Below are 23,786 nucleotides of genomic sequence, written 5' to 3' on the forward strand. Positions count from 1 at the left end.
CAAAAAGGGGAGCGTTTACCGTTGGGTATGGCGGCGTATCGCGCGGACGATCTCTCGGTAGTCAAAGAAGCTGGTGGTGGACTGAGGGCCGGGCTCCAGGACCTTGAGCTTTTTGTCCAGGATCACCGTCACCGTGAATATCTCAACGGCTTGCTTTGAGCCACGCTGCGTCACGGGCATCACCCCACGGCCCGACCACACGTCCACGTAGTGCGTCGGCTCCTCTTCGTCGGGCTCTAGGAAAAATAGACACTCCCTCCCGGGTGAGAGCTCAAAGACACGGTTGCGATCTGTTCCAACGAAGAAGGGGAGATAACGCGCCGGTCTTCCTTTGAAGGCTTGTTTTACCTCGATCAAGGCAAGGCCCGAACTGGTCACGAGCTCGACTTGGCCGCGGAGAATAAAGGGGCTCAGCTTGACAAGCTCAGGGAACTCGACACGGCCAGGCTTCAGGTGGAGCTTTTTCATGGGGCTATTCTAAATCAAAAAAGGGGATGGCTACGATTTTTTAGCTCTTCTCTCTGCAAATGGAGGAATTCGGTCAGTGAAGTGGCTTCCTCAGAGATCGTGCCTTCTTCGTCAAGGTGATAGATTTTGCCTCTGTTATTGCCGTCCATTGCAATGCAGTAGCAGTAGCTGTCGTCATAAAGAAAGGGAAAGAGTGCGGATGCCGGGACTGGGGATTCAAGTAGGTCGGGATCGGCAGGGCAGAGATCACGTCGGGAGATATCGTGATGATAAAGCTGTATGAGAGTTGCCAGTGGGTACCAGTGATAGAGACCATAGAGGCGAAAGCCATAGAACGCCTCGTTGCTCATGCCGTCGTAGCGTTGGTGGAGTGCCAGAAGCTCGGGAGGGACGGGCGTGTCTGGTGGTGCGGTGAGTCCCGGATTGAGGTGGCTTCGTGAGAGGCCGTGGGGCTCTAGGTCGGTGAGAAGCTGCTCGAAAATAGAGAGCATGTCGAGATCACCAGGCATAGGGTTCAAAGTCCTTGAGGAAGTGCCCAAAGCGGGGCTCGTCGGGGGAGGTCAGGCCCTGCGCGATAGGATCGTAGAGGCGCGCCATGCCGTCCACCGAGTCCAGCGGCGTATAGAAGTTTTTATCGTCGCGCAGGTGGGTCGCCTTCGGGTAGGGGTTTTCGTCGGTGATCCAGCCGGTATCGACCGCGTTCATGTAGATGCCCTCGCGTGCCCACTCCTGTGCGCTCGTGCGAACCAGCATATTGAGCGCCGCCTTTGCCATGTTGGTGTGCGGGTGCCGCTCGGTCTTGCTGGCGCGGTTGAACTGCCCCTCCATTGCCGATGCCTGGACCACAAAGCGCCGTGCGTGCGGCGAGCGCAGGAGGGCGGGCTTGAGGCGGCCGGTGAGCACAAAGGGCGCGGTGGCATTGACAAGCTGCACCTCCAAGAGCTCCAGCGTGCTCACTTCATGCAGGCTCAGTGCCCAGGAGTTGGTCGGGCGCTTGTCCAGCGGCTGGCCGTCGTAGTCCCGCTCCCCGGCGGGGAAGTAGCGCTCGACTCCGGGGAGGTTTCCGGTGTAGCCGCTCTGCGCCTCCAAGAGCCAGGGGGCGCTCTCTTTGGCGATCAGCTCCTGGTAGAACGCGCGTGGGCGCTTGACGGTCTGGGCGGCGTTGTTGACCAGGATATCCAGGTGTGGCAGGCGGGCGTTGAGGGCATCCGCGAAGGCCTCGACACCGGGCAGGTTGCGCAGGTCCAGCCCCTCCAGGGTCAGCCGCTCCCGCCAGAGCGCCACATCGGGCTCTTGGGCGAAGCGCTCGGCGGCATCGCGGGGAAAGCGGGTGGTGACAGTCACGCTGGCACCGTCGCGCAGTAGTCGCAGGGCGAGCTGGTAGCCAATCTTGATGCGCCCGCCGGTCACGAGGGCAAAACGCCCTGTCAAATCGACACTCTGGTGGCGCTTCTCCCAGCTCTTGGCGGCGCAGGTCGGGCAGAGGCGGTGGTAGAAATGATGGAGCTGGGTGTAGGACTGCTTGCAGATGTAGCACGGCTGCGCCTTGGCCAGCACAGCACTGCCCTCACCCAGCAAGCGCGGCTCGTTGATTTGCTGCTGCTGGCGCACGAGCCCCGTCTGCGCCTGCGCCGCCCACGACTGCTCCCGCGCTGTTTCTCGTTGCGACTGCCGCTGCCCCCGCTTGCCCTCGCGGTGGATCTTGGCGACCAATCCCTTGAAGCGCTCGTGCGCATCCATCACCGACGGGTCCTCGGCGATCTCTTGCAGTACGCGTAGCGTGGTCTCTAGCTCGTCATCGGTAAAGGGCATGGCGATTGGGTGGAGAGAGGGAGGACTCGAACCTCCGACTTCCGGTTTTAGCGTAACCGGCCTCTTCCTACTGAGTTACTCCCCCCACAACCTTCAGGGATTGGAAAGCGGGCGGGATTCGAACCCGCAGCTCGATGTGGAGTCGTGTTACTTCCCTTGACACTACCGCTTTCCACAGACTCTATCGTATGTACGTGCCGATTGTTAAAGACGAGGAGAGAGACGGGACTCGAACCCACACGTCCGCTACGCAAGCGGTGCGCTTCCGGCACCCGCAGGTACTCTGCGGCGCGCTTCCGTTACGCAACTCCCTCCCGGCTCTTTATACCGTAAAATACGGGCATGGACGAAAGGCTCGTGGCGCTTAAAGATCCGACCCTCCCCGTGGTACGCATTGAAGAGATCTGGCAGGGGATACGGACCCTCGACGGCCCTATTGCAGGAGCGATTCTTCTCCATCCCAACTGTTCGCCCACGCTCTTCTGGGAGCTTTTTCTGCACCATCCCGCGCTGGCGGCGAGCAACCCTTCGTTCTCGCTGCTTCTCTTGGAGTCCGAGAGCCTGACCCACCAGAGTGCCTGGACCCTACACCATCTCCTCCGTCGCCCCGATATCCCCGCCTCCGTTTTGGAACTTCTCACCCACGCCGAAGCCCGAAAAGTAGCACAGGAGGCGCGTCACCATCAGGCATTCGCAGGGGAGGTCGTGGCGGGCTGGGAGGCTGAGCTGCTTCAGTTGCTTGCCAGCGAGCTCCATCGAGACCGACGCTTGGTCTGGCTCGCACGGGTGGGGGCGCTGCCGGAGGCGCTCAATGCTGCCTTGCCCTATCCCATCCGACCGACTCCGCTCCCACCTCGCTCTCCTCGGGGGATCCCGCCGTACGAGGACTGGGAGCCGCGCTGGCAGTACAATGCTCGGCTTGGACAGCTTGTACTGGAAGACGGGCTAGCTCTCCCCGAGCGAGACCAGCGCCATGCGATCTTAACCTTCTTCGCCTGCAGCGACGGTGAGCTGGCGCCTTTTCTTGCCCTTGCCCAAGTTGCGGCACGGCGCTTGCTCACCAACGCGACTGTCGCTCCGGTTTGGTACAAGCGCTTGGGAGCCGCCCTCAACCACCACTTGCCCACCTCCGCTCTCCCGCGCCTCACCGACGATGGCAACCGCTGGGTACGCGCCGTGGCCCAAAAACGCCTCGCCGATCCGAAGTGGCGCTTATTTTGACCCCACCCCAGCCTTCCCTGCCGCAGGGAGGGTGGACGCGAGCTGTGCGAGTGGCCGGGTGGGTTCGAGCCGGGTGGGTTCTGCCGTAGAAAGCGGGCAGGATTTGCACCTGCACTTTGGGGTTATGAGCTCCCTTGTGCTTCTATTACACCACCGCTTTCCAGAGGCATTTTATCAAAGGAGAGAGACGGGAATCGAACCCGCATCTCCGGCTTGCAAACCGGCGTGGTTCCCTTCACACCACTCCCTCCCTGAGCTGGGCATTTGGAAAACGAACCAGAGTCGAACTGGTACCTCCCGACTGAGAATCGGGCATGCTTCCATTGAACACCACCGCTTTCCGGGGAGAGTGTACCTGAGAGAGTGCGAAGAGGAGGAAGGCGGGACTCGCACCCACATCTCCGCGATTGCAGTACGGCGTGTTTCTCTACACCACAACCTCCAAGGTATTTTATCAGTCAGGCATGAATCTCTGGGGCCCTCTCCACAACCTTTCTACTAGCGGTGATGCGCTGGCACAGCTCTACTATGAGATACCCCGTCGGGGTGCACAAGGGGCGAGCTTGCTGGAGGCACTGGCGCGGCATCCGAACTGTCCCCCAAAGATTATTCGGCAGCTCTTGCTGTCGGTGCCACAGGCAGTGACGGAGAACCCTGCCTGGTGCTTGCTTATGCTGGAGGGAGGCATTCTAGGCGCACAAGAGCCCGTTCTTGAGCAACTTTGTGTGGGGAGTCTTCCCTATTCCTACTTAGAGCTACTCTGTCAGCATCCCAATGCTCAGGTGCGGGCACAGGTGGCGGAGCATGTCTCCTATGCGGGGAGCGTGTCGGGAGACCTTGATGAGGCACTCTTGCAGAAGCTGGGGACGCTTCGGCGCGATGGACGGCTTGTCTGGCTGGCGCGGGAGGGATTTTTCCCCGCACGACTCCAAGACTATCTGCCACACCCCGTGGTCGTGTCCCCTGCCCATTGCCAGAGCTTTCGAGCGACGCGGCTAGACCCTTGGGTTGAGGTAATGGACTTACTGAGTGCCAAGAGTGGCCAAAAAGCCTCATCGGAAGAGATGCTCATTCACTATGCCCGAACCCACGGCGAGCTGGTGCCGCTCCTTGCCCTCACTGTAACTCCCTCAAAGAGTGTCCTGCGCGAGCTTTATCGGAGTGTTCTGCCTTGGAAGCGGCTGGGAATCGCCTTAAATCCCCAAGCACGGTATGTCGAGAACTGGTACTACACGAGTCCATTGGATTCTGACACAGAAGATAGCGCCCGAAGTATCCTCGGCTACCTCGCCAACGACGGCAACCGCTGGGTGCGTGCGGTGGCCCGGCAGCGTCTCGCTGATCCCAGCTGGCGTTTGTTTTAACGGAGCGGGCAGGAGTCGAACCTACACCTCTTCAATGCCGTTGAAGCGCGCTTCCATTGCGCCACCGCTCCCCGTCCGCCGATTGGAAATCGGCGTCTGCAATGGCGTTCCGCCACAAAGCCCGTGCACCCTCTGGGTGCGGGCTCCCCAATCTACCTTCCTTCGCGAAGCCGTGCCCACAGGGTGCACAAGTGGCCGAGTTCCACGAGGCCGAGGGAGGCAGCCTGGAACAGGCTTCGCGGCGCTTGCGCCACTGCTGACGCCCAATTCCATTGGGCGGACAAAGAAGGCGGGCGGGAGTCGAACCCGCACTGCGAAGATTGGAAATCCAAGCCGCTTCCATTGCTTACCGCCTTCGGTGACATTGTATCTGCCTAAGGTATAAAAGCTCATGCGTAGCACGGACCGAGAACTTCTGAAGCAAGCAGAGCTCAATAGCGACGAGATCAAGCGGCTCTACAGTCAGCTTGACACGCTCCACGGCTACGAGCGCACCGGAGTGATTGAGACCTTAGTAGGGAGTCCGAACTGCCCGCCGGACATCTATACGGCACTCTTTCCGCTGGCACCAAACCAGGGGCTGCTGAATCCCGCGTGGCCTCTGTTTCTGATAGAAGGACAGTTTCTGCATGAGCTCGACCGCGCCTTTATTGCGACATGCCTGCGCCATGGCAACACAACTTCCACGTTTTTAGAGGCGCTCACCTCCCATCCTGTGGGCTGGATTGCCCGCGCGGCGCGCCAGCACGTGACTCTGGTGGGGGAGGCGAGCGCCGACTGGGAGCAGGAGCTTCTCGACGATTTTACGACACGGCTCTGGCGCGATAGCTCGCTTGTCTGGGTGATGCGTGCCGGAGCGCTCCCCGATGCCATCAACCGACGACTACCGTATCCCCTCCAGCCGCAGCCGCTCTTGCCCGAGGGGGAGCGCCAGAAAGTGCTAGAGAAGATTGCTGGGCAGCGTGGGACGAGCCTGGCGACTGTGCTCGCCATTGCACACATGCAAAATCCTCTCCAAAAATGGGCAGAGCACCCGCACTGGGAGCGGCGATTTGCCTTGGCTTTAAACCCGACGATAAAACTAATGAAGAAGCGGCTCCAGCAGGATGGGCATGTCTGGGTACGTGCGGCGGCACGAGGAAGTGAGGGGATTTTATGAGAGTTTTCGGAGCGATTGCGCTGACATTGCTTGCTTCGGTGAGCTTTGCCCAGCGGCCCGCGCAGGGGCCGGTCTCGACCGTGCCGTTTGTGCCAGAGAAGGCGGGTTATGCGCTGGTCTGGGAGGATGAGTTTGAGGGAAGCAAGCTCGATTCCACCAAGTGGAAGGTGCGGGGTGTGGGGCCACGAGCGCTGGCATATGTCTCGGAGGAGGCGGTGGAGGTCAAGGACGGCTACCTCTGGCTCTGGGCGAAGAAGAAGGGCGAGCAGCTACTGGGGAGCGCGGTGGGGACAGAGGGGCTTTTTTCCTCCCGCTACGGCTACTACGAGTGCCGGGCGCAGGTGCAGAAGTCGCCGGGGGTGTGGGCGGCGTTCTGGATTCAGTCCACCGAGATCGCCAAGGGGGAGGACCCGGCGGTCTTTGGGGCGGAGATCGACATCATGGAGTGCTTCCGCAAGCTGGGCACCGATATTGTCTCCCACAATGTCCACTGGGCGTATGGCCCCAACCAGAAGACCACGCGCGGGATGCAGAGCTACCTCAAGGGAGTCGGGACGGGCTTTCACACCTTTGGGCTGGAGTGGACCCCGGAGAAGTATGTTTTTTATGTGGATGGCCTGAAGTTCTACGAGGTGACCCAGGGCATCTCCCAGATCAAGGAGTATCTGATCCTGAGCATGGAGTACCCCAGCAACCCCGCCGACATGACCCGCACCCTCTACCCCGATGCCTTTGTCGTGGACTACGTCCGGGTCTGGCAGAAGAAGCCGTAGTAGCCGCTCCTACCAGTTAATGGGGTAGACATTGATGCCGGAGAGGGCGCCCCAGGCGGTGGTGAGGCCCCCGCCAAGCAGGTCGCCGGCGATCAGGCCAAGGAAGAACGGGGCGAATTTTTTGTAGGTGTCCGCGCCGCCGTAGCGCAGAACCAAAATCTTGACGCCCCAGGCGATCAGAAACGGGAGCCAGGTGCTGGTCATGGTGTTGGTGTTTGCCATGGCGTAGCCGACCGGGTGCAGCGGCCACCAGAGGAAACGGGCGCGTAGGAACATCATCCCGGCCGTGAAGGCAAAGCCAAAGCCAATGGCGGCGAGGCCACGCAGGTCCGGGGCGGCGGGGTTGCGTAGCAGGGCGACTAGGTTGTCGAAGGGCTGGCGGCCCATGCTCGTACGCCAGGCATCGGTTTTTGCTTCGGCACCGTAGCCGTGCCAGAGCAGGAGGGCGATGGCAAACGACGAGATAAGCCCAATCACGGTGGCGATTGCGATGGCGACAAAAGTCTTGCGGCGGCTGGCCCCGACACTATCGGCCATCTTGAGCGCTTCGAGCTGGTGGGGCATGGGCAGGCAGCGCATGTCGAAGTTGCCCAGCACGGGGCGCATGAACGCGAGAACCGTGAGGTCGGCAGGGGTGAGCAGGCCAGTGCCGAGGGTGCGGGTGAGCATGTGGTTGACATCCACCTCGGGGCCAAAGAGCCAGGCATTGCCGGTCTCGGCGCGGATGCGGGTGGCGGCGACCATGTAGCAGAGGGCTAGGATCACCAGGAGGGCAGCGATCAGCGGCTGCATCCCGGCGACAATACAGAACGCGATCATGAGGCCCACTGAGACCAGCAGGCCAATCGCGGCGGCACGGTAGCTCAGGGCTTCGTCGGTGTCATCGAGCTCGCCTTTGGGGCCTCCAAAGGCCATCGTCACCACTTCTTTGACATAGCTACGGGCGAGCCAGAGCGGGACGAGCGCAAGGGCGAGAAACGCGCCGGCACCTTGCTGCCCGATAAAGGGAAAGGTCGCGCGCTGCGTCCCGGTCATACCGGCGTCGATATTGAGTGCCGCCCCGACCACGTTCTCGATGCGGGTGAGTAGGAAGAAAAACCAGCCGGAGAACGTCACCTCGACCGGAATAAAGTACGCTACCCCGATCACAAACGGGTAGAACGAGAGCGGCGTGCGCCCCATCGCGTTCCACGGTGGGCTGGAGACAATCGCGGGCATTTGTGCCAGGTCCGTGTCGGCGCGGAGGGAGACCAGCGGGAACTTGGGGTCGTTGAGGGCGAGGGTGTTGATGAGCGTGAGGACGAAGGGAAGCGCTAGGCCGGCCCAGAAGATCTTATTGCGAAAGAGCGAGCCCTTCCCATCGTCGGTGCCGGCTTCCACGAGGGCGAGGGGTAGTGCCACGGTGGGAAAACTAAGTTTCTCGCGATCGACCCACTGGCGGCGCATGAGTGAGACCAGGCAGAAAGTGGCAAACGTGAGGGTCAGGAGAAAGCCAATCCAGACAAGTAGTTGTGGCCCCCAGAGCCCCCACGGCGGCGTGGTCTTGCCCTTGTAGAAACCGTCGAGCACCTCCGGGTTGGTCTGTGCCAGCCAGTGCGGGACGAAGCGATGAAACGTGGAGGCCCAGGCGTTGGCATCGGTGGCGTAGTGGAACGAGGCGACAATGGTCGGGACCAGAAAGTGGAGCTGGCCCGACGAGCTGAGCACGGTCGAAGTCGTCACCATGACATAGACAATCAGCATCTCCGCTGCCGTCAGCATGGTCTGGGGGAGGAAGCGCTTGAGGAGCAGATTGACCCCCGCCACCCCAAAGATCAAGGTCACCGCCCCGACCGGAGTGGCGGTCGCCGCAATCGCCGAGTGGCCCTGGACACCGCTCATGATCAGCTCGGCGTAGTGAATCCAGAGGTTGGTGAGCACGGTCAGCCCCAGCCCCAGCAAGACCGAGCGCACCGTCAGGCCCAGAGCCCGTGTCGTTTCCTGAGCCCGCGTGGTTTTCATGGGGGTATTTTACCGTGATACGGCCCGGCCCCCTAACCCCCGCCTGGCGGGGGGACAACGAGGAAAGAAGCTCCTTGTATTCCCCCCGTTCGACGGGGGTTAGGGGGCCGGCGGCAGGTTTTTATGCACCCGGCTAAAGAGCGCGAGCAGAACGCTTAGCTCATGGCGCGTGGGATCGCAGCGGCGCAGGAGGGACTTGACCAGCGCAGGAACCGGCGCGGGCGTCCCGGGGCGCACAAAGCCGCTCGCCGCCATCACGCCGTCGAGGTGCCGGTCGAGCTGGACGAACTCGTTTTCGGTGGGCGCATCGGCGAGAGTCGGGGCAAGCGCAAGACTTTCCGGCAGGCTGCGCGTGATCTCGTAGAGCGTCAGCAAGACCGACTGCGCGAGGTTGAAGCTCGGGTAGGCCGCCGTGGTGGGAATCCGCACGACCCAGCGGCAGAGATTCAGGTGCTCATGGCGCAGGTCGTCGTCCTCGGGGCCGAAGACCAGTGCGGTTGTGCGGTCAGCGCGCTGTGTTAATTTCTCCGACCACTGGGGCAGGCTGACATAGTGCGCGGGGTTCTCGCCTTTTCGCAGCGCCAGCCCGACCACTTCTTGCATCGGAGCAATCGCCTCGGTAAAGCTCTCGTGGATCGTCATCGTGTCGAGGAGCACCGACGCGTCCCGCGCGGTGACACAGGCTCGCTCCCGGTCGTAGCCGCGCGGCGCGACCAGATGCAGGTGTTCAAACCCCAGGTTCTGCATCGCCCGCGCCACCGAGCCGATATTGAGGCTCTCCTGCGGCTCGATCAGGATGATGTGAAAGTTATTCATATGCGTTCACCGCCGGTTGGAGCGGCGGTGCTGGAGAGCGTCGCAGGCTCCGCTGCAAAGGCCGTTCCGGCCATACAAAATTATATGGGCGGCACGCCCTTCCCAGCCGGAGGCTCTCCAGCACCGCCGTTCTAATCGGCGGGGCAAACCGCCAGCACCTTGATCTCCACATGGATCCCCCGCGGGAGCGCCGAGACCTGGATCGTGGTGCGGGCGGGGCGAATCTGGCCGAGGTACTCGGCGTAGATGGCGTTGTAGGTGGCGAAGTCGGTCTCTAAATCCGTGAGGAAGCCGGTGACATCGACCACGTTTTCGAGCCCGAGTCCGGCGGCTTCTAGGATGACTTTTAGATTATAGAAGACCCCGTGGACTTCGTCGGCGAAGGTGGCGGGGAGCTCTCTCTCGCCACGCTTGTGGGGGCCGAGGCCGCTGATAAAGAGAAAGTTGCCGACCCGGCGGGCGTGGGGGTAGGCGGCGACAGGGTCCGGGCCGCCGTCGGCCATGAGTTCCGTTCCATTCATGCCTGCCACCCTACAGATAAAATTTGATTTGCGCAAGTGTAGCGCCCGTGATAAACTCCGAGGGTTGTCTTGACAGAGGTTGACAAAAAATTATGTATGCAGTGATTCGAACGGGCGGCAAACAATACCGTGTCGCAGAAAAAGATACTCTTGTTGTGGAAAAGCTGGATGGCGCTGAGGGCGACACCGTGGTCATCGACGATGTTCTCTTCGTCGGTGGGGACGCCCCCGTATTCGGCACTCCGACCGTCGCCGGCGCGAAAGTGACCGCGACCATCGTGAGCCAGGGCAAGGGCAAGAAGATCAATGGCATCACCTACATCAAGGTGAAGAACCACCAGCGCCACTACGGCCACCGCCAGCTGGAGACCCGGCTTCGCATCGACTCCATCGCGGCGTAGGCTCTTACAAAAGCAAGGAAGAAATAGAAAATGGCACATAAAAAAGGGGTAGGTTCGTCCCGTAACGGCCGCGATTCCAATGCCCAGCGCCTGGGCGTCAAAGAGTACGCCGGGCAGTATGTCACCGCCGGTTCTATCTTGATCCGCCAGCGTGGCAGCGAGTTCGATCCGGGCAAGAATGTTGGCCAGGGCAGCGACTACACGCTCTTCGCCAAGATCGACGGTGTCGTGAAGTTTGAAGGCCACAAGCAGAATCGCCGTATCTCGGTGTACGCAGTGGCTCCGGTTGAGGAAGCGGTCGCCACCGCGTAAGCTTTCTCTCAAAAAGAAACTCAGGCCCGGTCTGCTTGGCAGCCGGGCTTTTGCTTTGGGGTACCCCATGTTTATTGATGAAGTTGAGATCTGGCTGATGGCGGGCTCGGGAGGCAGCGGAGCGCTGACCTTCCGTACCGAAAAGCACGTCCCCCGTGGCGGTCCTGATGGCGGCGACGGCGGGCATGGGGGCTCCGTGGTCTTTGAGGTGGACTCCAACCTCTCCACCCTGCTGGACTACCGCCCCGGCAAGAAGTACCGCGCCGAGCGGGGCGAGAACGGTATGGGCAAGCGCCAGTACGGCAAGAATGGCCCCGACCTGGTGCTCAAAGTCCCCCCGGGAACCCAGGTCTTCGATGCCGAGAGCGGGGAGCTGCTCGCCGATCTCTCCCACGTGCCGCAGAAAGAAGTGCTGGCGGCGGGTGGGCGCGGCGGACGCGGCAATGTCCACTTTGTCACCAGTGTCCACCAGACCCCCAAGTTCGCCGAGAAAGGCGAGCCGGGCGAGGAGCGGCGGGTCAAGCTCTCGCTGAAGCTCCTGGCCGATGTGGGGCTCCTGGGCTTTCCCAATGTCGGCAAGTCCACGCTGCTCGCCGCGGTGAGCGCCGCGCGCCCCAAGATCGCCGACTACCCGTTTACAACACTTGTCCCCAATCTCGGGGTCGTGCCGGCGGCGGACCACCATAACTTTGTCATGGCCGATGTGCCAGGGCTGATCGAGAACGCCAGCGAGGGCGCGGGGCTAGGGATTCAGTTCCTCAAGCACCTGGAGCGCACCCGCCTGCTCGTGCACCTGCTCGATGTCTCGGGCCTCTCCGGTCGCGACCCCTTGGAGGACTTTGGGATCATCAACCGCGAGCTCGATGCCTTCTCCGAGGACCTGGCCAAGCTCCCGCAGATCGTGGTCTTCTCCCGGATCGATGTGCTGGGCGACCGCACGGGCCTCGTGCCGCTACGGCAGTTCTTCGAGGCGCGTGGGCTGGAGGTCTTCCCGATCTCCGCGGTGACCGGCGAGGGCGTGCGCGACCTGATCCTGCATGTCTGGACCAAGCTGCAAGAGATTCCCAAGGAAGTTCCCAAGCTGAGCGGGGTGGTGCACATCACCAATAACAACCGCGCCGACGATGACCCGAAGCACTTTACGATCACCCGCGACGACGAAGGAGTGCTGGTGGTCTCGGGCAAGGCACTGGAGCGCGTGGTCGCCATGACCGACATGGGCAACGAGTACGCGGTTCGTCGCCTACAGCGCCAGCTGGAGCGCTGGGGAGTCTTCACCAAGCTCAAGACCTTTGGGGCACAAGAGGGCGACACGGTCCGTATCCGCACCACGGAGTTTGACTACGTGGACGAAGACGCTTGGGATGCCGAGGAAGTGGAAGACGACGAAGAGTTTGAGACGGATACGGTATAATTGTGAACAATGGTACAAACTCCCACAGAAGAATCGGCATCGCTTCCTAAAGTTCCGATCCCGACTCTGGAGCGCCTGACAACCTACCTGCGTTGTCTGGTCGATCTGGGGGCAAGTGGAGTCCAGACAATCTCCTCAGCACAGATCGAGGAGCACACGCGCATCAGTGCCGCCCAGTTCCGAAAAGACCTCTCCTACTTTGGGGAGTTTGGCAAGCCCGGCGTGGGCTACCAGGTCTCGGAGCTGGAGGCGCGGATCGCGCGGATTCTCCAGATCCACAAGCTCCAGCCCATCCTGCTGATCGGGGCGGGGAACCTCGGGATGGCGCTCGCGGCCTACCCCGGCCTGGAAGAGCACAAGTTCCGCATTGTCGCTCTCTTTGACACCGACCCCCACAAGATCGGCAAGCGCGTCCACGGCATGGATATCATCGACTTCTCCCAGCTCGGCGAGATCAATGAGGTCCTCCAGGCGCAGATCGCGATCTTGGCAGTTCCCACGGGCGCGGCACAGGCCGCCGCAGACACCGCGATCCAAAACGGCGTGCGTGCGCTTCTGAACTTTGCTCCCGCGCCGCTGAAGGTGCCCGCCGGGGTGGTGGTGCGCAATGTCTCCTTCCTCCAGGAGCTTGCCGTGCTCTCCTACCACCTCACCGAGACTGAGAAGCGAGGCACCTAGTGGCGCGGCACCGCCGCTGGGGACTGCTGGCACTCGTGCTCCTGCTAGGGGCGCTCTCGCTCGGGCTGGGCATCGCGCTCCGGCGGCCGTCGGGCGCCACAAGACTTCCTCCGCTCCCGCCCCGTGCCCTGATTGTCGCCTACCTCAAGGTGGGCCACGGCGAGGCTTCCTGGGTCAAGACCGCCGATGGCCGCTTCCTGGTGATCGGGGCGGGGCCGGTCGGCTCGGGGGCACATATCGCCGAGACGCTGCGCGCCGCGGGGGCAAAGCAGATCGACCTACTAGTCCTGCCCTATGCCTACAGCGAGGCCCTCGGGGGGGCGTTGGAGCTGGTGGCGCAGTTCCCGATCAAGGCGGCGCTCGAGGTGGGAGGCCCCCTGGTCAACCAGCGCCAGCGTGAGACCCGTGCGGCGCTTCTCCAGCGAAAGATCCCGGTGCAGGTGGCCCGTGCGGGGCATGCCTTCGACCTGGGGCACGGGGGGCGGCTCGATATTCTCTTTCCCCACGAGCCCTTGGTCTCTCGCACCCCGGTCGCGCCCAACAACGCGATTGTCCTGCGCCTCACCTGGGGCCAGACCCACTTCCTCTGGGAGGGGGGCTTGGAGGAGGCGGGGGAGCAGGCGTTCTTGGGGCTCGGCTACGAGCTCACGGCCGATGTGCTCCGGGTGGCCCGCTTCGGCAACGCTGGGGCCTCCACCCCCGAGCTGCTCCGTGAGGTCCAGCCACGCTTTGTGGTGATCAGCGCCGACGATAAAGACGGGGAGCTGCCGGCACCCGCGACCCTGGAGCGCCTGACCGCCACGGGGGCCACCCTCCTGCGCACCGACCGCAGCCCTAGCGACCTCTTCTTCTTCTCCGATGGGCAGACCGTCGAGCAGGCACGCTAGGGGAGAGCCACGGTGGTGAGAAAGCCGACATGATCGAGGCGCGTCTGGATCGCCGCCACGGAGAGAAGCTCGGGATCGTGGAGGACCGTGACGGTCTTGCTACCCCTATCGACTCGTAGCTGCGCGAGCCCCTCGGTGCTGGCCAAGGCGCGCTGGATCGTCTGCACACCCGCGTCATCCTCCAACTCGGGAGCCCGTAGCGTTGTCTCTAACATGGCAGAGAGTCTACCCAAAAAAAATCCCTGACCGGCACCGGCAGGGATAGTGGAGAGAAGGATTTGAAGAGAAACGTCCCAGTGAAGGAAGCACTCTACAGGAGTACAAGCTCCGCAGAATAAATGCCGCTTCGCCCTGGTAGCCCTGCGGGTTTATAGTAGATTGTACAACCGCCCCTTGGCGGACTATAATAGGACGCGCTTCTTGCGCAAGGAGAACGAACGCCGTGGCCCAGAACTGGTCCAAGCCTGTTGATGTGGAGCTGGAGACACTCATCCGTGCCCGCTACCCGATTATCTATGTCGTGTCCTGGGAGGAGCGACGTGTGGAGGAGACGCTCCGGGAGATCTGCCAGAAGCGTGGTAAGAAGCTGATCCAGTGGACGATCACCAGCGGCCTGGGGGGGAATGTGGCCTCGCGCGACCCGCTGGCCGCCCTCGATCAAGTCCTCGCCGCCCCCGATCAGACGGTCTTCTTGCTCAAGGACTTCCACCCCTTCATGAACGACCACATGGTGGTCCGCAAGCTCCGCGACCTAGTCTACGCCCTCAAGACAAGCTTTAAGACCCTGATCCTCCTCTCGCCCACGCTGAAACTGCCGGTCGAGCTGGAGAAAGAGATCACGGTCGTGGACTACCAGCTCCCGACGCCAAAAGACATCGACCGCCTGCTGGAGGGGATTATCCAGTCCGTGCGCTCCAACAACCAGATCGATGTGAACCTGACTCCCCTGGAGCGCGAGCAGATCCTCAAAGCGGCATCGGGCCTCACCAGCAACGAGGCGGAGAATGTCTTTGCCAAGTCCCTGGTCGAGAAGCGCAAGTTCGATATCGACGTGATCCTCTCGGAGAAAGAGCAGATCATCCGCAAGTCTGGAATCCTGGAGTACTATCCCGCCAGCGAGGCCTTCTCCGATGTGGGAGGCATGGACCTCCTAAAAGAGTGGATGAGCCAGCGCACCGCCAGCTTCACCGATGCCGCGCGCCAGTACGGCCTCCCGGAGCCAAAAGGCGTCTTACTGCTCGGTGTGCAAGGCTGTGGTAAATCGCTTACAGCTAAAGCCATTGGTTCTCTCTGGAAATTACCTTTATTACGCCTAGATGTTGGTAAAATCTTCGGAGGAATTGTTGGGCAGAGCGAAGAGAACATCCGAAAGGCGATCTCGACCGCGGAGTCCGTGGCCCCCTGTGTCCTCTGGATCGATGAGCTGGAAAAGGGCTTTTCGGGGACGCAAAGCTCGGGCTCTAGCGATGGAGGAACGACCAGTCGTGTCTTTGGGACGTTCTTGGCGTGGATGCAGGACAAGAAAGCGCCGGTGTTTGTGATCGCGACCAGCAACGATGTCACGGCGCTTCCGGCGGAGCTTCTGCGAAAAGGGCGCTTCGATGAGATCTTCTTTGTGGACCTGCCGTCGAAGGCGGAGCGCAAGGAGATCTTCGATATCCACCTCAAGAAGCGTGGGCGCGATCCCAAGAACTTCAACACCGAGGAGCTCGGGCGGGTCTCCGTGGGGTTCTCGGGGGCGGAGATTGAGCAGGCGGTGGTCTCGGCACTCTTCTCCGCGTTTGCCGATAGCAAGAAAGACGCAAAGACGGGCGAGGAGACGATCCGTGAGGTGACGGTGGACGACCTGAAGCGCTCGATCAAGATCTCCGTGCCGCTCTCGGTGACCATGCAGGAGAGTATCGACCACCTGCGCAACTGGGCCGACGAGCGCGCCCGCCCGGTATCGTCGGTGCAGGCCGAGTCCGCACAGGAGATCCTAGACGCGGACGACGACGAGGACGATGCGCCCTACCGCATGGACAACCTCGACGACGACGAGTCGCACTAGGTGAAGGAGCTTGCGGCGCTGGAGGCCAGCCTGGGGGGAGGAACTCTCGGGCTGGCGGCGACCTGTGCGGGGGAGAGCGTGCTCTACCAGGCCGAGACCCTCTTCCCCACAGCCAGCTCGATCAAGATCGCCATTGTCGAGGAGGTCTTTCGGCAGGGGCTCGACCTCGCGCAGCCCGTGCGGGTGACTGAGGCGGACTTCGTGGGCGGGAGCGGTGTCCTGGCGAGCCTCACGCCTGGTGTGGCCCTCCCCCTCGGGGACCTGGCGACTCTGGCGATCACGGTCTCGGACAACACGGCGAGCAATCTCTGTCTGAGAGCCGTGGGAGGGCCGGAGGCGGTGAACGCGCGGCTGGCCGCGTGGGGCTGCACCCAGACCAAGGTCCACCGCCCGATCAAGTTCAAGCTTGAGGAGAGCGACCCACCGCACACCGCCACGGGAACCCCCGCCGACTTTCTGGCGATCCTAGCCCAGCTCGGGCCGGAGACCAAAAAACGCATGGCCCAGGTCAGCGATACCGCGATGCTTCCCCGGCTGCTCGGTGTCAATGCCTACGCCCGTGACCTGCGTCTCGCGCCGCCGCCCTTCACGGTCGCGCACAAGCCGGGGGCCGTGAGCGGGGTTCGCAACGATGTCGGCTTTATCGAGCAGAACGGCAAGACCCTCACGGTTGCGGTCTTTACCAAGGGCTGCCCCGACCCGCGCTGGACGGTCGAGAACGCGGGGTGTCTTGCCGTGGCCCGCGCGGTCGAGCAGCTCGTGGAGCACTTCTTCCGTGGCTGAGTTCCGCTGGCGCTGGAAGGGGAGCGCTGCCCCGGAGGTCCGTGTCGCGCCCTTTCTCTACGGCAAGAGCTGGGCCTACTCCGTGGAGATCGACGACGGCCCGGCATCGACCCTGGCAGTCTCGCTCCCGCTCTTGGCATCGTACTACTTCTCCGATGCGCCCCCTGGTGTTACGGGGGGCAAGCTCCTGCCGTTTGTGGGCGGCGCGGCGGTCTTTCCCCTGCGGGTGGGGACGGGAAGCCCGGCCTATCTGGAGACCGCGCAGCTCCAGCAGCTTGAGCGTGCGGGCTGGGCGGTGCTCAACCACGGCTATGCCCATCGCGGCAATAGCTGGGAACCCGACGGTGCCCTCACGCCCGCCCAGCTCCGCGAGGAGCTCTTCTGGAGCCAGGTCGTTCTTGCCGCGAGCCGCGAGAGCCACCGGAGCCCCACGCACTTTGTCTACCCCAATGGCTACATGGCCTACCAGCAGCACCTCAGCGCGTTTGGGCTGGTGTCAGGCTCCCGTGTTGCGGGAAAGAAGCCCGGCCTCTCCACTCTCTCCGACCTCGACCGAAACTACCTCGATGAGAGTGTCTGGAGCAAGGCCAACGACCCCTTGGTGGGGCTCCCGCGGGTACCGCAGCCGGGGCAGTGGGTGATCGACTTTACGCACGGCATGGAGGCCGCGCCCTCCTCGCCCAACCACAAGCGCTGGCGGGAGCGCCTGGGGTTTATCGAGAGGCTCGGGGACGGGCTCTGGTGCGCACCCACCCCCGCCGTGGTCGCCTACCTCCAGGCCGCACGCGTCGCCAAGCTCAAGATCGAGCGCGATGGCCTCACGGTCACGCTCCCCGAGAGCCTCCCCGGAAGCCCGCTCACTCTTCAGCTCAAGGGGCTGCCTGCCGATGCCCCGACACCGCCCGGGGCAACTCTCTACCGCCAGGGGGAGACCGCCTGGCTCACCACACCGTTGCTCGGCAAGCCTGATGCCGCGCCGCCCGCTGCTCTGGAGTGCGTCTACTCCGGCCCCGTGCGCGAGCTCCGCTTCCCAAGACCGGTTCGGGTCGCAGGGGTGCGCCTGCTCCAGCGCGGCGAGACCCGCCCGGAGTTTCGTCTTAGCCTAGCGCTCACCACCTCAGGCGCGTCCCAAACCCTTGTCGATGGTCCCCTCAAGCCCGCGTGGGGAGTCTGGCTGCTCTATGCCCTCCTGCCCAACGCCAGTGCCACCCTGGCCACAGGCCTCGTCCCCACCACCGACCCCGCCCTCACGACCATGGAGGTCTGGGTACAGCCCTAGTGCTGAAAAACATGGCAAATTTTTAGGGTTTTCTTGTATAATCTCACACACAAGGGAGTCTTTAGGGATGCGTCGAGGTTTCACTCTCACGGAGCTACTGGTCGTCATCGCCATTATCGCAATTCTGGCCGCGATTCTCTTCCCCGTCTTTGCCCAAGTACGTGGGAAGGCTCGTCAGAGTGTCTGTCTCACCAACATGAAGCAGCTTGCTCTCGCGCAGCTGATGTACTCCCAAGACTATGATGAGACGCCTCCTGCGGTGTTCTTTGGCGAGGCGGATACGCCCCGTGGCTACACCTGGCGCTTCGCGCTTCACCCGTACGTGCGGTCTCACGAGGTGCATTTCTGTCCACAGGTGCGCCTACGCTCTTGGCGCCCGGATACCCGTCGCCGTGCCTTTCGGGTTCGTGTGGGGACCGATAGCGAGGGGCAGCCGCTCTACGATTTCGTCTTCTCCACCTTGGATTTTCGAGGGACAGCCGCCTACGCAGTGCCACGCGTCCACCGTTACCCAGGTGGTGCGACTCCGCTATTTGCCAATCTCGAGGAGGATGGAGTCTCCACCAGCTCCCTTGCGGCTGTTGCGGCTCCTGCCCAGACCGTGCTCTTGGTCGAGGCCCACTCGCTTTTTAGCGGTAGCTACCAGTGGGATCCCCGGCCCTCGGATAGCCATGGCCAGCGCCTAGGAGCCACGCGCCACACGAACGGCTCTAACTCTGCCTTTGCGGATGGGCACGCCCGCTGGAGCGCCCGAGGACAGCTGGGGTGTGGCACGGGCGGCGGAGCAGATCGCTGCCCTTGGTCGATAGAATAGGCCATGATTGTCTTTAGCGAGGCCTCCCCGCACCTGCCCCCGTCGGCGAGCCTGCGCGATATCACGGCCATGACCGAGGCGGCACAGCTTGTCGGGGCGCGGGTGTTCTCAATCCCTGAGGACTTTGAGACGTGTGGCGGTGCCGAGGCCGCGCTGGACTGGACTCCCGAGCAGTCGACGCCCATGCCTGCCGTCTGGATTGGCTACATTCCCTCCCCGGAGCGCTACGCCCAGCTCTACGCCGCTGCGAGCGCCAAGAACATCACGCTTCTCAACACCCTCGACCAGCACCTGAATGCCCAGGAGATGGACCGCTCGCTCCCGTGTCTGGGGGAGCTGACACCCGCCACGGTCTTTGTCACCGCGCCCGAGCAGGCACATGCCGCCGCAGAGCACCTAGGCTTCCCTGTCTTTGTCAAGGGAGCCGTTCAGTCCCGCAAGAGCCGTGGCTGGCAGGCCTGTGTGGCCGAGAGCCCCGAGGCGCTGGAGCGGCTCTGCACCGCCCTCTTCTCCCTGGAGGCACGCAGCCGAGGCCGTGTCGCGATCCGGCGCTTGCTCCGCCTCCGCCACGCCCGCACAGGGCCGGGAGCATTTCCCTTGGGACGGGAGTTTCGCTTCTTTGTCCTCCACGGCGAGCTCCTCGCGGGCGGCTACTACTGGGAGGGCGACGACCCCCTGGCACGCCTCACTCCCGACGAAGAACAAGCAGTCCACGCACTGGTCCGAGAAGCCGCCCAGCGCGTCGGGACTCCCTACCTCACGGTCGATATCGGGCAGGACGAAGACAGCCGCTGGTGGGTGATCGAGACCGGCGATGCCCAGTTCTCCGGCCTCAGCCAGACCCCAAGACTCACGCTCTGGAACCAGCTTCGGGTACGCTTAGGGGCATGACACCCGAACTCAAGCTACGTATCGCGCGGCCCACGGACCATTGGGACGAGCTCCTGCGCTTCTACCGTGAGGGCCTTGGGCTGGAGCTGCTCGGCTCGTTTGAAGACCACGACGGCTTCGACGGAATGATGCTCGGCGCTCCGGGTGCGCCGTATCACTTCGAGTTCACCCGCCAGAAGGGCCACACGGTCGGGCCCGCGCCATCGCAGGACAACTTAGTCGTGTTCTATCTCCCGGACACCGCGCAGTGGCAAGTCGCCGTCGCCCGCATGGAGGCACACGGCTTCGCCCCGGTGCCGTCGTACAACCCGTACTGGGACCGGATGGGCAAGACCTTCGAGGACCCCGACGGCTACCGGGTCGTGCTACAAAACGCCACGTGGCCGCGTTAAATTTCACGCCGCTGTGCGAATGATACTGTAGATGACCACGCGCACCACTTTTGCCCTGCCCTGGAGACGTACGCGGGCTGTGGAGCGCCTGACACCCGGTGAGCTGCCCACGCGCTATCTGGCAACGGTGGTGCGCTACACATCGGCGCGGCTCGGTCCCGGTGCCGAGGCGGAAGATGTGGCGGCGGAGGTCTTTGCCGCCGCGTTTGCAAGCTGGAAGCACTGCCCGACTCCCGCCGCTGAAGCTACCGACCACGACCCGGTGCGTGCCTGGCTCTTTGGAATCGCCCGCCGGAAAGTCGTGGATGCCCTGCGCCGTCGCCAGCGCCACCCCGAGTCTGAGCTGAGCGAGGCGCAGACAAAAATAGGAGCGGGCTCACCTGAGTTGGAGCTTTTGGGCGATGAAGCGCTGGGCCAGCTCAAGGCCGTCCTCGCCACCCTCCCCGAGGACCAGCGGGAGGCGCTACGGCTTAAGTATGTCGAGGAGCTGAGCTTAGTGGAGATAGGGATCATTCTCAGGCGCTCCCCGGCGGCGGTGGGCCAGCTTCTGCACCGTGCCCGCGCCGCCGCACGAGCCAAGGGAAGCGCGTACTTTGAGGAGACGGAGCTATGAGCAGAGAGAGAAAAACAGACACACTCATCGAAGCGATGCAGCGCATCCACCCGACTTCAGAGCCCAGTGAGGCCTTGGCGCTCAAAGTCTCACAGCTCGCTGAGGCCAAAGCCTCGGAGTCAAAATGGCGTGAAGCCGTGGTGCAGAGAAAGATGGAGAGAGCCCTGAAGCTTCGCCGTGTGTTGCTGAGTGTGATCGTCGCTGGATTTCTTGGAGTTGGGATTGCCGTGGGCCCTCGGGTATTCTATGGCGTCTCTCTTTGGCAGGCGGCGCAGAGGCTGGACGAAGCCCCCTTCCTTCAAGCAACCTCGTACCGAGTCTTGCCAGATGGAACACAGCGTCGCGTGAGTGAGTTTTATAGGCGACACGTAGGCACGACGATCCAAGCAAGGCTGGAGCGCGACGAGCTCCTGGCAATCTGGAACGATAGGACACTTCATCTCAGCCAGCCCGGAAGCCCGTTTGTCGAGCAAGGGGAATCGTCACTTGGAGACGAGAACCCCGTCAATAGGGTTCAGCTAGCTGCGATGGAGAGTGGTGTGTTTTGGCTCAGCCATAGCGCTCGGCTAGGGCGTCTCCCCGATGGGAGGTTGATCTCGCAGCACTCCAATCGAGATCAGCGTCTACTGATTCAACAAGCCACAAATGGAGCGGTGACGGCGCTAGAGCTTCAGGTACGGGAGCGTGGCACCTGGAAACCGTTTCTGCGCACCACGTTTCGAACCGGTCTACCAAATCGTCCAGAGCTTTTTGACACGCGCTTCCCCGGCAAGAAGATTCTCAATCAAGATTGGATCGGCTCTCTCTTTGAAAATAGCTTCCTAGGAACCAAGACCACACTACGCTATGCCTTTGTGAATGCGCAGGGTGAGGTCTATGTTTGCCTGGGAATCCCCTACACAGGCTCGCAGGAGGAAGACCCGACCCTGGAGCTGACCGATGAGCAAGGCCGCCGCTATGTCTCGACCGGAAAGCTTGTCACACCGAATGCACAGTGGTTTTTTCCGACAAGCTCCGGCCACCCCGCACAGAAACTACAGCTGACGGTTCGTCGTAAGGGAAAGCCCGAGCTGCGGCTCACGAAGTCTGTGACTACCTCGCAACGACGGCTCCCACAGTACCCCTGGTACCACGATACGGTTCGTGAGTTGCTGGATCAAAAAAACGCACGCTTGCTGTCGTTCTTAGAGGATGCCAAGCGACAAGGGCACTGGCGACGTGTGCTAGAGCTAACCGACGACGGACAAAAACTGCGCGAACAACACGGCGAGATCATGGGACGAATGACCTCAGCGACAGCTCTCTACCTCTACCGCACCGAGGCACTCCGTGAGCTAGGGCAGCAAGAGGAGGCCCGTGAGGCTCTGGCGCACGTCCGCCGGGATCAGATGGCACCGCAACAACGCGCGTGGCTGGAGCAGGAAGAAAAGCTGCTGCGCCCGAAATAGCGGCCATGACTTCTGAAAGACGCCTGCGGCGCATTCGTCTCTGGCTGGCGGTGTTTATTGTCGGGCTGGTGCTCTCGGGGGTGACGGCGTTTCTGCTGACCTGGGAGCTGGGGCTCTTGGTGCGCTGGTTTGGGCAGGGGGATAGCGCGCTGGCGGAGTGGCTTCGCACGGTGCACACGGGGCTGGTGGAGACCGACAGGCACTACCCATTTCTGGCCTACGGCACGGACTGGCTGGCCTTTGCCCATCTGGTGATCGCGGTCGCGTTTATCGGGCCGTGGCGCGACCCAGTGAAGAATATCTGGGTGATTGAGTTTGGGCTGATCGCCTGCGCGATGGTGCTGCCGCTGGCGCTGATCGCCGGGCCACTGCGGGGAATTCCCTTTGGCTGGCGGCTGATCGACTGCGCGTTTGGTGTCTTTGGCGCGATTCCTCTGTGGGTTATTCGACAGGAAATACGGCAACTTTACTAGATGGCTCTAAAATCCGCTCCTACCAAATATCAGAGAGTTAAGGAGCTGGACGACGATGTTAAACGTAGTATGGGTCGCTTTAGTTTTGATGGTTGTTGCACTGATTACGAATGAAGTGCAGGCGCGCCGCAATGAAGAGTGGCCAACCGATAAGACGCTCTAAGAGGGATAAGGGGATGCTCCCCCGAATCTTAGGGCATGCATGTACTATTTCTAGGAGGCACGGGCCTCATCTCAACAGCGATTGCGCGTAAGCTGCTCCAGCGTGGCGAGCAGGTGACGTGCTTCAACCGAGGGCGGAGTGAGAACCGGCTAGAGGCACACCCCAACCTGACGATTCTGAACGGGGACCGGAGCGACCGCGCGGCGTTTGAGGCGCTCTTTGAGGGCAAGCACTTCGATGTCGTGGTAGACATGATCTGCTTCAGCCCCGACGATGCCGCGTCGAGCATCCGCGCCTTCAAGGGCCGCTGCGAGCACTTTCTCTTCTGCTCGACCGTCTGCGTGTACTCGGGGCCGCCGGTGACCATCCCGACCCCCGAGAGCGAGCCCTACCACTCGATCGGGGGCTACGGCAAGAACAAGGCGGCCTGTGAGCAGCTCTTCCTGAGCGAGCCCGACTTCCCTGCCACGGTCCTGCGGCCATCGCACAGCTACGGCGAGGGCGGGATGCTCATCCGGCCCGTGGGCGGCTGGGGCTCCTTTGGCACCTTCCCGGACCGCCTGCGCAAGGGCCTCCCCGTGATTGTCCCCGGCGATGGCACCAATGTCTGGGCGAGCTGCCATGTCGATGATGTCGCGGAGGGCTTTATCTCCGTGATGGGCAAGTCGGCCGCCATTGGGGAGTGCTTCAATATCACCGGCGAGGAGAATGTCACCTGGAACCGCTACCATGAGATTGTCGCGGAGGTGGTCGGGGGGACATTTAATCCCGTCTACATTCCCACCACGGTGCTCGCCAAGCTCGCCAAGCCGGACTGGACCGGTGGCCTGCGCGAGATCTTCGCCTGGCCCAGTATCTTCACCACCGACAAGATCAAGGCAATCGGCGGCTACCCCGGCCAGAGCATCTCCTGGGCGGCGGGCGCGGCGCGGACCATCGCCTGGATGGAGGCCAATGGCAAGGCTCAGCCCGCGGAGAGCGATACCTACGAAGACCGCCTGATCGCCGCTTGGCAGGAGCTCGTGGGCGCGCTCCCGCAGCTGGAGGCATAGG

Annotated in this window: 26 protein-coding genes and 8 tRNA genes; 19 read left to right on the plus strand and 15 right to left on the minus strand. The window is 62.5% G+C overall.

Annotated elements, in window-relative coordinates:
- Positions 1-15: 15 nt before the first annotated feature.
- The 6 genes from HNQ39_RS05415 to HNQ39_RS05440 all read right to left on the minus strand — a co-directional run bounded on the left by HNQ39_RS05415 (position 16) and on the right by HNQ39_RS05440 (position 2,595).
- The gene (locus HNQ39_RS05415) at positions 16-468 is read right to left on the minus strand and encodes a hypothetical protein (protein WP_184192929.1); all 453 of its coding nucleotides are present in this window, start codon (positions 466-468) and stop codon (positions 16-18) included.
- 14 nt (positions 469-482) lie between these two features.
- Entirely contained in the window at positions 483-977 is a 495-nt protein-coding gene (locus tag HNQ39_RS05420) for an SMI1/KNR4 family protein (protein ID WP_184192930.1), read from the minus strand.
- Positions 967-2,280, minus strand: coding sequence for an SDR family NAD(P)-dependent oxidoreductase (locus HNQ39_RS05425; RefSeq protein WP_184192931.1), 1,314 nt, complete (start codon positions 2,278-2,280; stop codon positions 967-969). Before HNQ39_RS05425 ends, HNQ39_RS05420 begins: the two co-directional genes overlap by 11 nt.
- 10 nt (positions 2,281-2,290) lie before the next feature.
- A tRNA-OTHER gene (locus HNQ39_RS05430) sits at positions 2,291-2,365 on the minus strand.
- Between the two features lie 20 nt (positions 2,366-2,385).
- A tRNA-Trp gene (locus HNQ39_RS05435) sits at positions 2,386-2,452 on the minus strand.
- 41 nt (positions 2,453-2,493) lie between these two features.
- A tRNA-Tyr gene (locus tag HNQ39_RS05440) sits at positions 2,494-2,595 on the minus strand.
- 27 nt (positions 2,596-2,622) lie between these two features.
- Here HNQ39_RS05440 and HNQ39_RS05445 point away from each other — a divergent pair.
- Positions 2,623-3,501 (plus strand): hypothetical protein, encoded by an 879-nt coding sequence (locus HNQ39_RS05445; RefSeq protein WP_184192932.1) that lies wholly within the window; start codon positions 2,623-2,625, stop codon positions 3,499-3,501.
- An 88-nt stretch (positions 3,502-3,589) separates the two neighbouring features.
- Here HNQ39_RS05445 and HNQ39_RS05450 read toward each other — a convergent pair.
- The 3 genes from HNQ39_RS05450 to HNQ39_RS05460 all read right to left on the minus strand — a co-directional run bounded on the left by HNQ39_RS05450 (position 3,590) and on the right by HNQ39_RS05460 (position 3,944).
- Positions 3,590-3,661, minus strand: a tRNA-Met gene (locus HNQ39_RS05450).
- Positions 3,662-3,679: 18 nt separating this feature from the next.
- Positions 3,680-3,752 (minus strand) — tRNA-OTHER (locus HNQ39_RS05455).
- Between the two features lie 120 nt (positions 3,753-3,872).
- Positions 3,873-3,944 (minus strand) — tRNA-Cys (locus HNQ39_RS05460).
- A 21-nt stretch (positions 3,945-3,965) separates the two neighbouring features.
- Here HNQ39_RS05460 and HNQ39_RS05465 point away from each other — a divergent pair.
- The gene (locus tag HNQ39_RS05465; RefSeq protein WP_184192933.1) at positions 3,966-4,865 is read left to right on the plus strand and encodes a hypothetical protein; all 900 of its coding nucleotides are present in this window, start codon (positions 3,966-3,968) and stop codon (positions 4,863-4,865) included.
- Here the strand turns inward: HNQ39_RS05465 and HNQ39_RS05470 are convergent.
- Positions 4,866-4,936, minus strand: a tRNA-Ala gene (locus HNQ39_RS05470).
- A 214-nt stretch (positions 4,937-5,150) separates the two neighbouring features.
- Positions 5,151-5,221: transfer RNA gene (locus tag HNQ39_RS05475), tRNA-Gly, on the minus strand.
- 35 nt (positions 5,222-5,256) lie between these two features.
- Between HNQ39_RS05475 and HNQ39_RS05480 the strand changes: the two genes are divergently transcribed.
- Both HNQ39_RS05480 and HNQ39_RS05485 read left to right on the plus strand, forming a co-directional pair.
- Positions 5,257-6,024 carry a hypothetical protein gene (locus HNQ39_RS05480; RefSeq protein WP_184192934.1) on the plus strand — a complete coding sequence of 256 codons (768 nt, stop codon included), beginning with the start codon at positions 5,257-5,259 and terminating at the stop codon, positions 6,022-6,024.
- A complete protein-coding gene (locus HNQ39_RS05485) occupies positions 6,021-6,797 on the plus strand; it encodes a glycoside hydrolase family 16 protein (protein ID WP_184192935.1) in 777 nt (258 codons plus the stop codon). Before HNQ39_RS05480 ends, HNQ39_RS05485 begins: the two co-directional genes overlap by 4 nt.
- Positions 6,798-6,806: 9 nt before the next feature.
- Here the strand turns inward: HNQ39_RS05485 and HNQ39_RS05490 are convergent, their stop codons facing one another.
- The 3 genes from HNQ39_RS05490 to HNQ39_RS05500 all read right to left on the minus strand — a co-directional run bounded on the left by HNQ39_RS05490 (position 6,807) and on the right by HNQ39_RS05500 (position 10,135).
- Complete coding sequence (locus tag HNQ39_RS05490; RefSeq protein ID WP_184192936.1) at positions 6,807-8,798, minus strand: OPT/YSL family transporter; 1,992 nt, start codon at positions 8,796-8,798, stop codon at positions 6,807-6,809.
- A 99-nt stretch (positions 8,799-8,897) separates the two neighbouring features.
- Complete coding sequence (locus tag HNQ39_RS05495) at positions 8,898-9,614, minus strand: RNA methyltransferase (RefSeq protein WP_184192937.1); 717 nt, start codon at positions 9,612-9,614, stop codon at positions 8,898-8,900.
- Between the two features lie 131 nt (positions 9,615-9,745).
- Positions 9,746-10,135: a RidA family protein gene (locus tag HNQ39_RS05500; RefSeq protein ID WP_184192938.1), complete on the minus strand. Its 390-nt coding sequence runs from the start codon at positions 10,133-10,135 to the stop codon at positions 9,746-9,748.
- A gap of 92 nt (positions 10,136-10,227) precedes the next feature.
- On the opposite strand from HNQ39_RS05500, the gene rplU reads away from it, so the two are divergent.
- From rplU to HNQ39_RS05525, 5 genes are all read left to right on the plus strand, one after another.
- Positions 10,228-10,536: a 50S ribosomal protein L21 gene (gene rplU / locus HNQ39_RS05505; protein WP_184192939.1), complete on the plus strand. Its 309-nt coding sequence runs from the start codon at positions 10,228-10,230 to the stop codon at positions 10,534-10,536.
- A 30-nt stretch (positions 10,537-10,566) separates the two neighbouring features.
- On the plus strand, positions 10,567-10,848 hold the full coding sequence (rpmA, locus tag HNQ39_RS05510) for a 50S ribosomal protein L27 (protein WP_184192940.1): 282 nt from the start codon (positions 10,567-10,569) through the stop codon (positions 10,846-10,848).
- Between the two features lie 67 nt (positions 10,849-10,915).
- The gene (gene obgE, locus HNQ39_RS05515; RefSeq protein WP_184192941.1) at positions 10,916-12,262 is read left to right on the plus strand and encodes a GTPase ObgE; all 1,347 of its coding nucleotides are present in this window, start codon (positions 10,916-10,918) and stop codon (positions 12,260-12,262) included.
- Between the two features lie 9 nt (positions 12,263-12,271).
- Complete coding sequence (locus HNQ39_RS05520; RefSeq protein ID WP_184192942.1) at positions 12,272-12,940, plus strand: redox-sensing transcriptional repressor Rex; 669 nt, start codon at positions 12,272-12,274, stop codon at positions 12,938-12,940.
- Positions 12,940-13,827, plus strand: a complete 888-nt coding sequence (locus HNQ39_RS05525; protein ID WP_184192943.1) for a ComEC/Rec2 family competence protein — start codon at positions 12,940-12,942, stop codon at positions 13,825-13,827. Before HNQ39_RS05520 ends, HNQ39_RS05525 begins: the two co-directional genes overlap by 1 nt.
- Here HNQ39_RS05525 and HNQ39_RS05530 read toward each other — a convergent pair.
- The gene (locus tag HNQ39_RS05530; protein ID WP_184192944.1) at positions 13,824-14,042 is read right to left on the minus strand and encodes a heavy-metal-associated domain-containing protein; all 219 of its coding nucleotides are present in this window, start codon (positions 14,040-14,042) and stop codon (positions 13,824-13,826) included. The genes HNQ39_RS05525 and HNQ39_RS05530 overlap by 4 nt on opposite strands.
- Positions 14,043-14,269: 227 nt before the next feature.
- On the opposite strand from HNQ39_RS05530, the gene HNQ39_RS30500 reads away from it, so the two are divergent.
- The 10 genes from HNQ39_RS30500 to HNQ39_RS05580 all read left to right on the plus strand — a co-directional run bounded on the left by HNQ39_RS30500 (position 14,270) and on the right by HNQ39_RS05580 (position 23,785).
- A complete protein-coding gene (locus HNQ39_RS30500) occupies positions 14,270-15,877 on the plus strand; it encodes an AAA family ATPase (RefSeq protein ID WP_184192945.1) in 1,608 nt (535 codons plus the stop codon).
- Entirely contained in the window at positions 15,878-16,660 is a 783-nt protein-coding gene (locus tag HNQ39_RS05540) for a serine hydrolase (RefSeq protein WP_184192946.1), read from the plus strand. It abuts the gene before it with no gap.
- Positions 16,653-17,939 carry a polysaccharide deacetylase family protein gene (locus HNQ39_RS05545; protein ID WP_184192947.1) on the plus strand — a complete coding sequence of 429 codons (1,287 nt, stop codon included), beginning with the start codon at positions 16,653-16,655 and terminating at the stop codon, positions 17,937-17,939. The genes HNQ39_RS05540 and HNQ39_RS05545 overlap by 8 nt, the downstream gene beginning before the upstream one ends.
- A 67-nt stretch (positions 17,940-18,006) precedes the next feature.
- Positions 18,007-18,753, plus strand: a complete 747-nt coding sequence (locus HNQ39_RS05550) for a type II secretion system protein (RefSeq protein ID WP_184192948.1) — start codon at positions 18,007-18,009, stop codon at positions 18,751-18,753.
- Positions 18,754-18,756: 3 nt separating this feature from the next.
- Positions 18,757-19,644: an ATP-grasp domain-containing protein gene (locus HNQ39_RS05555; protein ID WP_184192949.1), complete on the plus strand. Its 888-nt coding sequence runs from the start codon at positions 18,757-18,759 to the stop codon at positions 19,642-19,644.
- A complete protein-coding gene (locus HNQ39_RS05560; RefSeq protein WP_184192950.1) occupies positions 19,641-20,036 on the plus strand; it encodes a VOC family protein in 396 nt (131 codons plus the stop codon). The genes HNQ39_RS05555 and HNQ39_RS05560 overlap by 4 nt, the downstream gene beginning before the upstream one ends.
- Positions 20,037-20,067: 31 nt before the next feature.
- Entirely contained in the window at positions 20,068-20,649 is a 582-nt protein-coding gene (locus HNQ39_RS05565; RefSeq protein ID WP_184192951.1) for an RNA polymerase sigma factor, read from the plus strand.
- Positions 20,646-22,097, plus strand: coding sequence for a hypothetical protein (locus HNQ39_RS05570; protein ID WP_184192952.1), 1,452 nt, complete (start codon positions 20,646-20,648; stop codon positions 22,095-22,097). Before HNQ39_RS05565 ends, HNQ39_RS05570 begins: the two co-directional genes overlap by 4 nt.
- Before the next feature lie 5 nt (positions 22,098-22,102).
- Positions 22,103-22,570 (plus strand): hypothetical protein, encoded by a 468-nt coding sequence (locus HNQ39_RS05575; protein ID WP_184192953.1) that lies wholly within the window; start codon positions 22,103-22,105, stop codon positions 22,568-22,570.
- Positions 22,571-22,768: 198 nt separating this feature from the next.
- Positions 22,769-23,785, plus strand: a complete 1,017-nt coding sequence (locus tag HNQ39_RS05580) for an NAD-dependent epimerase/dehydratase family protein (protein ID WP_184192954.1) — start codon at positions 22,769-22,771, stop codon at positions 23,783-23,785.
- Position 23,786: the final 1 nt, after the last annotated feature.

Source organism: Armatimonas rosea (assembly GCF_014202505.1).
Lineage (GTDB): Bacteria > Armatimonadota > Armatimonadia > Armatimonadales > Armatimonadaceae > Armatimonas > Armatimonas rosea.

Excerpts from the sequence above, each read along its gene's own strand:
- HNQ39_RS05415 (WP_184192929.1), bottom strand. The coding sequence starts at position 468 with ATGAAAAAGCTCCACCTGAAGCCTGGCCGTGTCGAGTTCCCTGAGCTT.
- HNQ39_RS05420 (WP_184192930.1), bottom strand. The coding sequence starts at position 977 with ATGCCTGGTGATCTCGACATGCTCTCTATTTTCGAGCAGCTTCTCACC.
- HNQ39_RS05425 (WP_184192931.1), bottom strand. The coding sequence starts at position 2,280 with ATGCCCTTTACCGATGACGAGCTAGAGACCACGCTACGCGTACTGCAA.
- HNQ39_RS05445 (WP_184192932.1), top strand. The coding sequence starts at position 2,623 with ATGGACGAAAGGCTCGTGGCGCTTAAAGATCCGACCCTCCCCGTGGTA.
- HNQ39_RS05465 (WP_184192933.1), top strand. The coding sequence starts at position 3,966 with ATGAATCTCTGGGGCCCTCTCCACAACCTTTCTACTAGCGGTGATGCG.
- HNQ39_RS05480 (WP_184192934.1), top strand. The coding sequence starts at position 5,257 with ATGCGTAGCACGGACCGAGAACTTCTGAAGCAAGCAGAGCTCAATAGC.
- HNQ39_RS05485 (WP_184192935.1), top strand. The coding sequence starts at position 6,021 with ATGAGAGTTTTCGGAGCGATTGCGCTGACATTGCTTGCTTCGGTGAGC.
- HNQ39_RS05490 (WP_184192936.1), bottom strand. The coding sequence starts at position 8,798 with ATGAAAACCACGCGGGCTCAGGAAACGACACGGGCTCTGGGCCTGACG.
- HNQ39_RS05495 (WP_184192937.1), bottom strand. The coding sequence starts at position 9,614 with ATGAATAACTTTCACATCATCCTGATCGAGCCGCAGGAGAGCCTCAAT.
- HNQ39_RS05500 (WP_184192938.1), bottom strand. The coding sequence starts at position 10,135 with ATGAATGGAACGGAACTCATGGCCGACGGCGGCCCGGACCCTGTCGCC.
- rplU (WP_184192939.1), top strand. The coding sequence starts at position 10,228 with ATGTATGCAGTGATTCGAACGGGCGGCAAACAATACCGTGTCGCAGAA.
- rpmA (WP_184192940.1), top strand. The coding sequence starts at position 10,567 with ATGGCACATAAAAAAGGGGTAGGTTCGTCCCGTAACGGCCGCGATTCC.
- obgE (WP_184192941.1), top strand. The coding sequence starts at position 10,916 with ATGTTTATTGATGAAGTTGAGATCTGGCTGATGGCGGGCTCGGGAGGC.
- HNQ39_RS05520 (WP_184192942.1), top strand. The coding sequence starts at position 12,272 with ATGGTACAAACTCCCACAGAAGAATCGGCATCGCTTCCTAAAGTTCCG.
- HNQ39_RS05530 (WP_184192944.1), bottom strand. The coding sequence starts at position 14,042 with ATGTTAGAGACAACGCTACGGGCTCCCGAGTTGGAGGATGACGCGGGT.
- HNQ39_RS05550 (WP_184192948.1), top strand. The coding sequence starts at position 18,007 with ATGCGTCGAGGTTTCACTCTCACGGAGCTACTGGTCGTCATCGCCATT.
- HNQ39_RS05555 (WP_184192949.1), top strand. The coding sequence starts at position 18,757 with ATGATTGTCTTTAGCGAGGCCTCCCCGCACCTGCCCCCGTCGGCGAGC.
- HNQ39_RS05560 (WP_184192950.1), top strand. The coding sequence starts at position 19,641 with ATGACACCCGAACTCAAGCTACGTATCGCGCGGCCCACGGACCATTGG.
- HNQ39_RS05565 (WP_184192951.1), top strand. The coding sequence starts at position 20,068 with ATGACCACGCGCACCACTTTTGCCCTGCCCTGGAGACGTACGCGGGCT.
- HNQ39_RS05570 (WP_184192952.1), top strand. The coding sequence starts at position 20,646 with ATGAGCAGAGAGAGAAAAACAGACACACTCATCGAAGCGATGCAGCGC.
- HNQ39_RS05575 (WP_184192953.1), top strand. The coding sequence starts at position 22,103 with ATGACTTCTGAAAGACGCCTGCGGCGCATTCGTCTCTGGCTGGCGGTG.
- HNQ39_RS05580 (WP_184192954.1), top strand. The coding sequence starts at position 22,769 with ATGCATGTACTATTTCTAGGAGGCACGGGCCTCATCTCAACAGCGATT.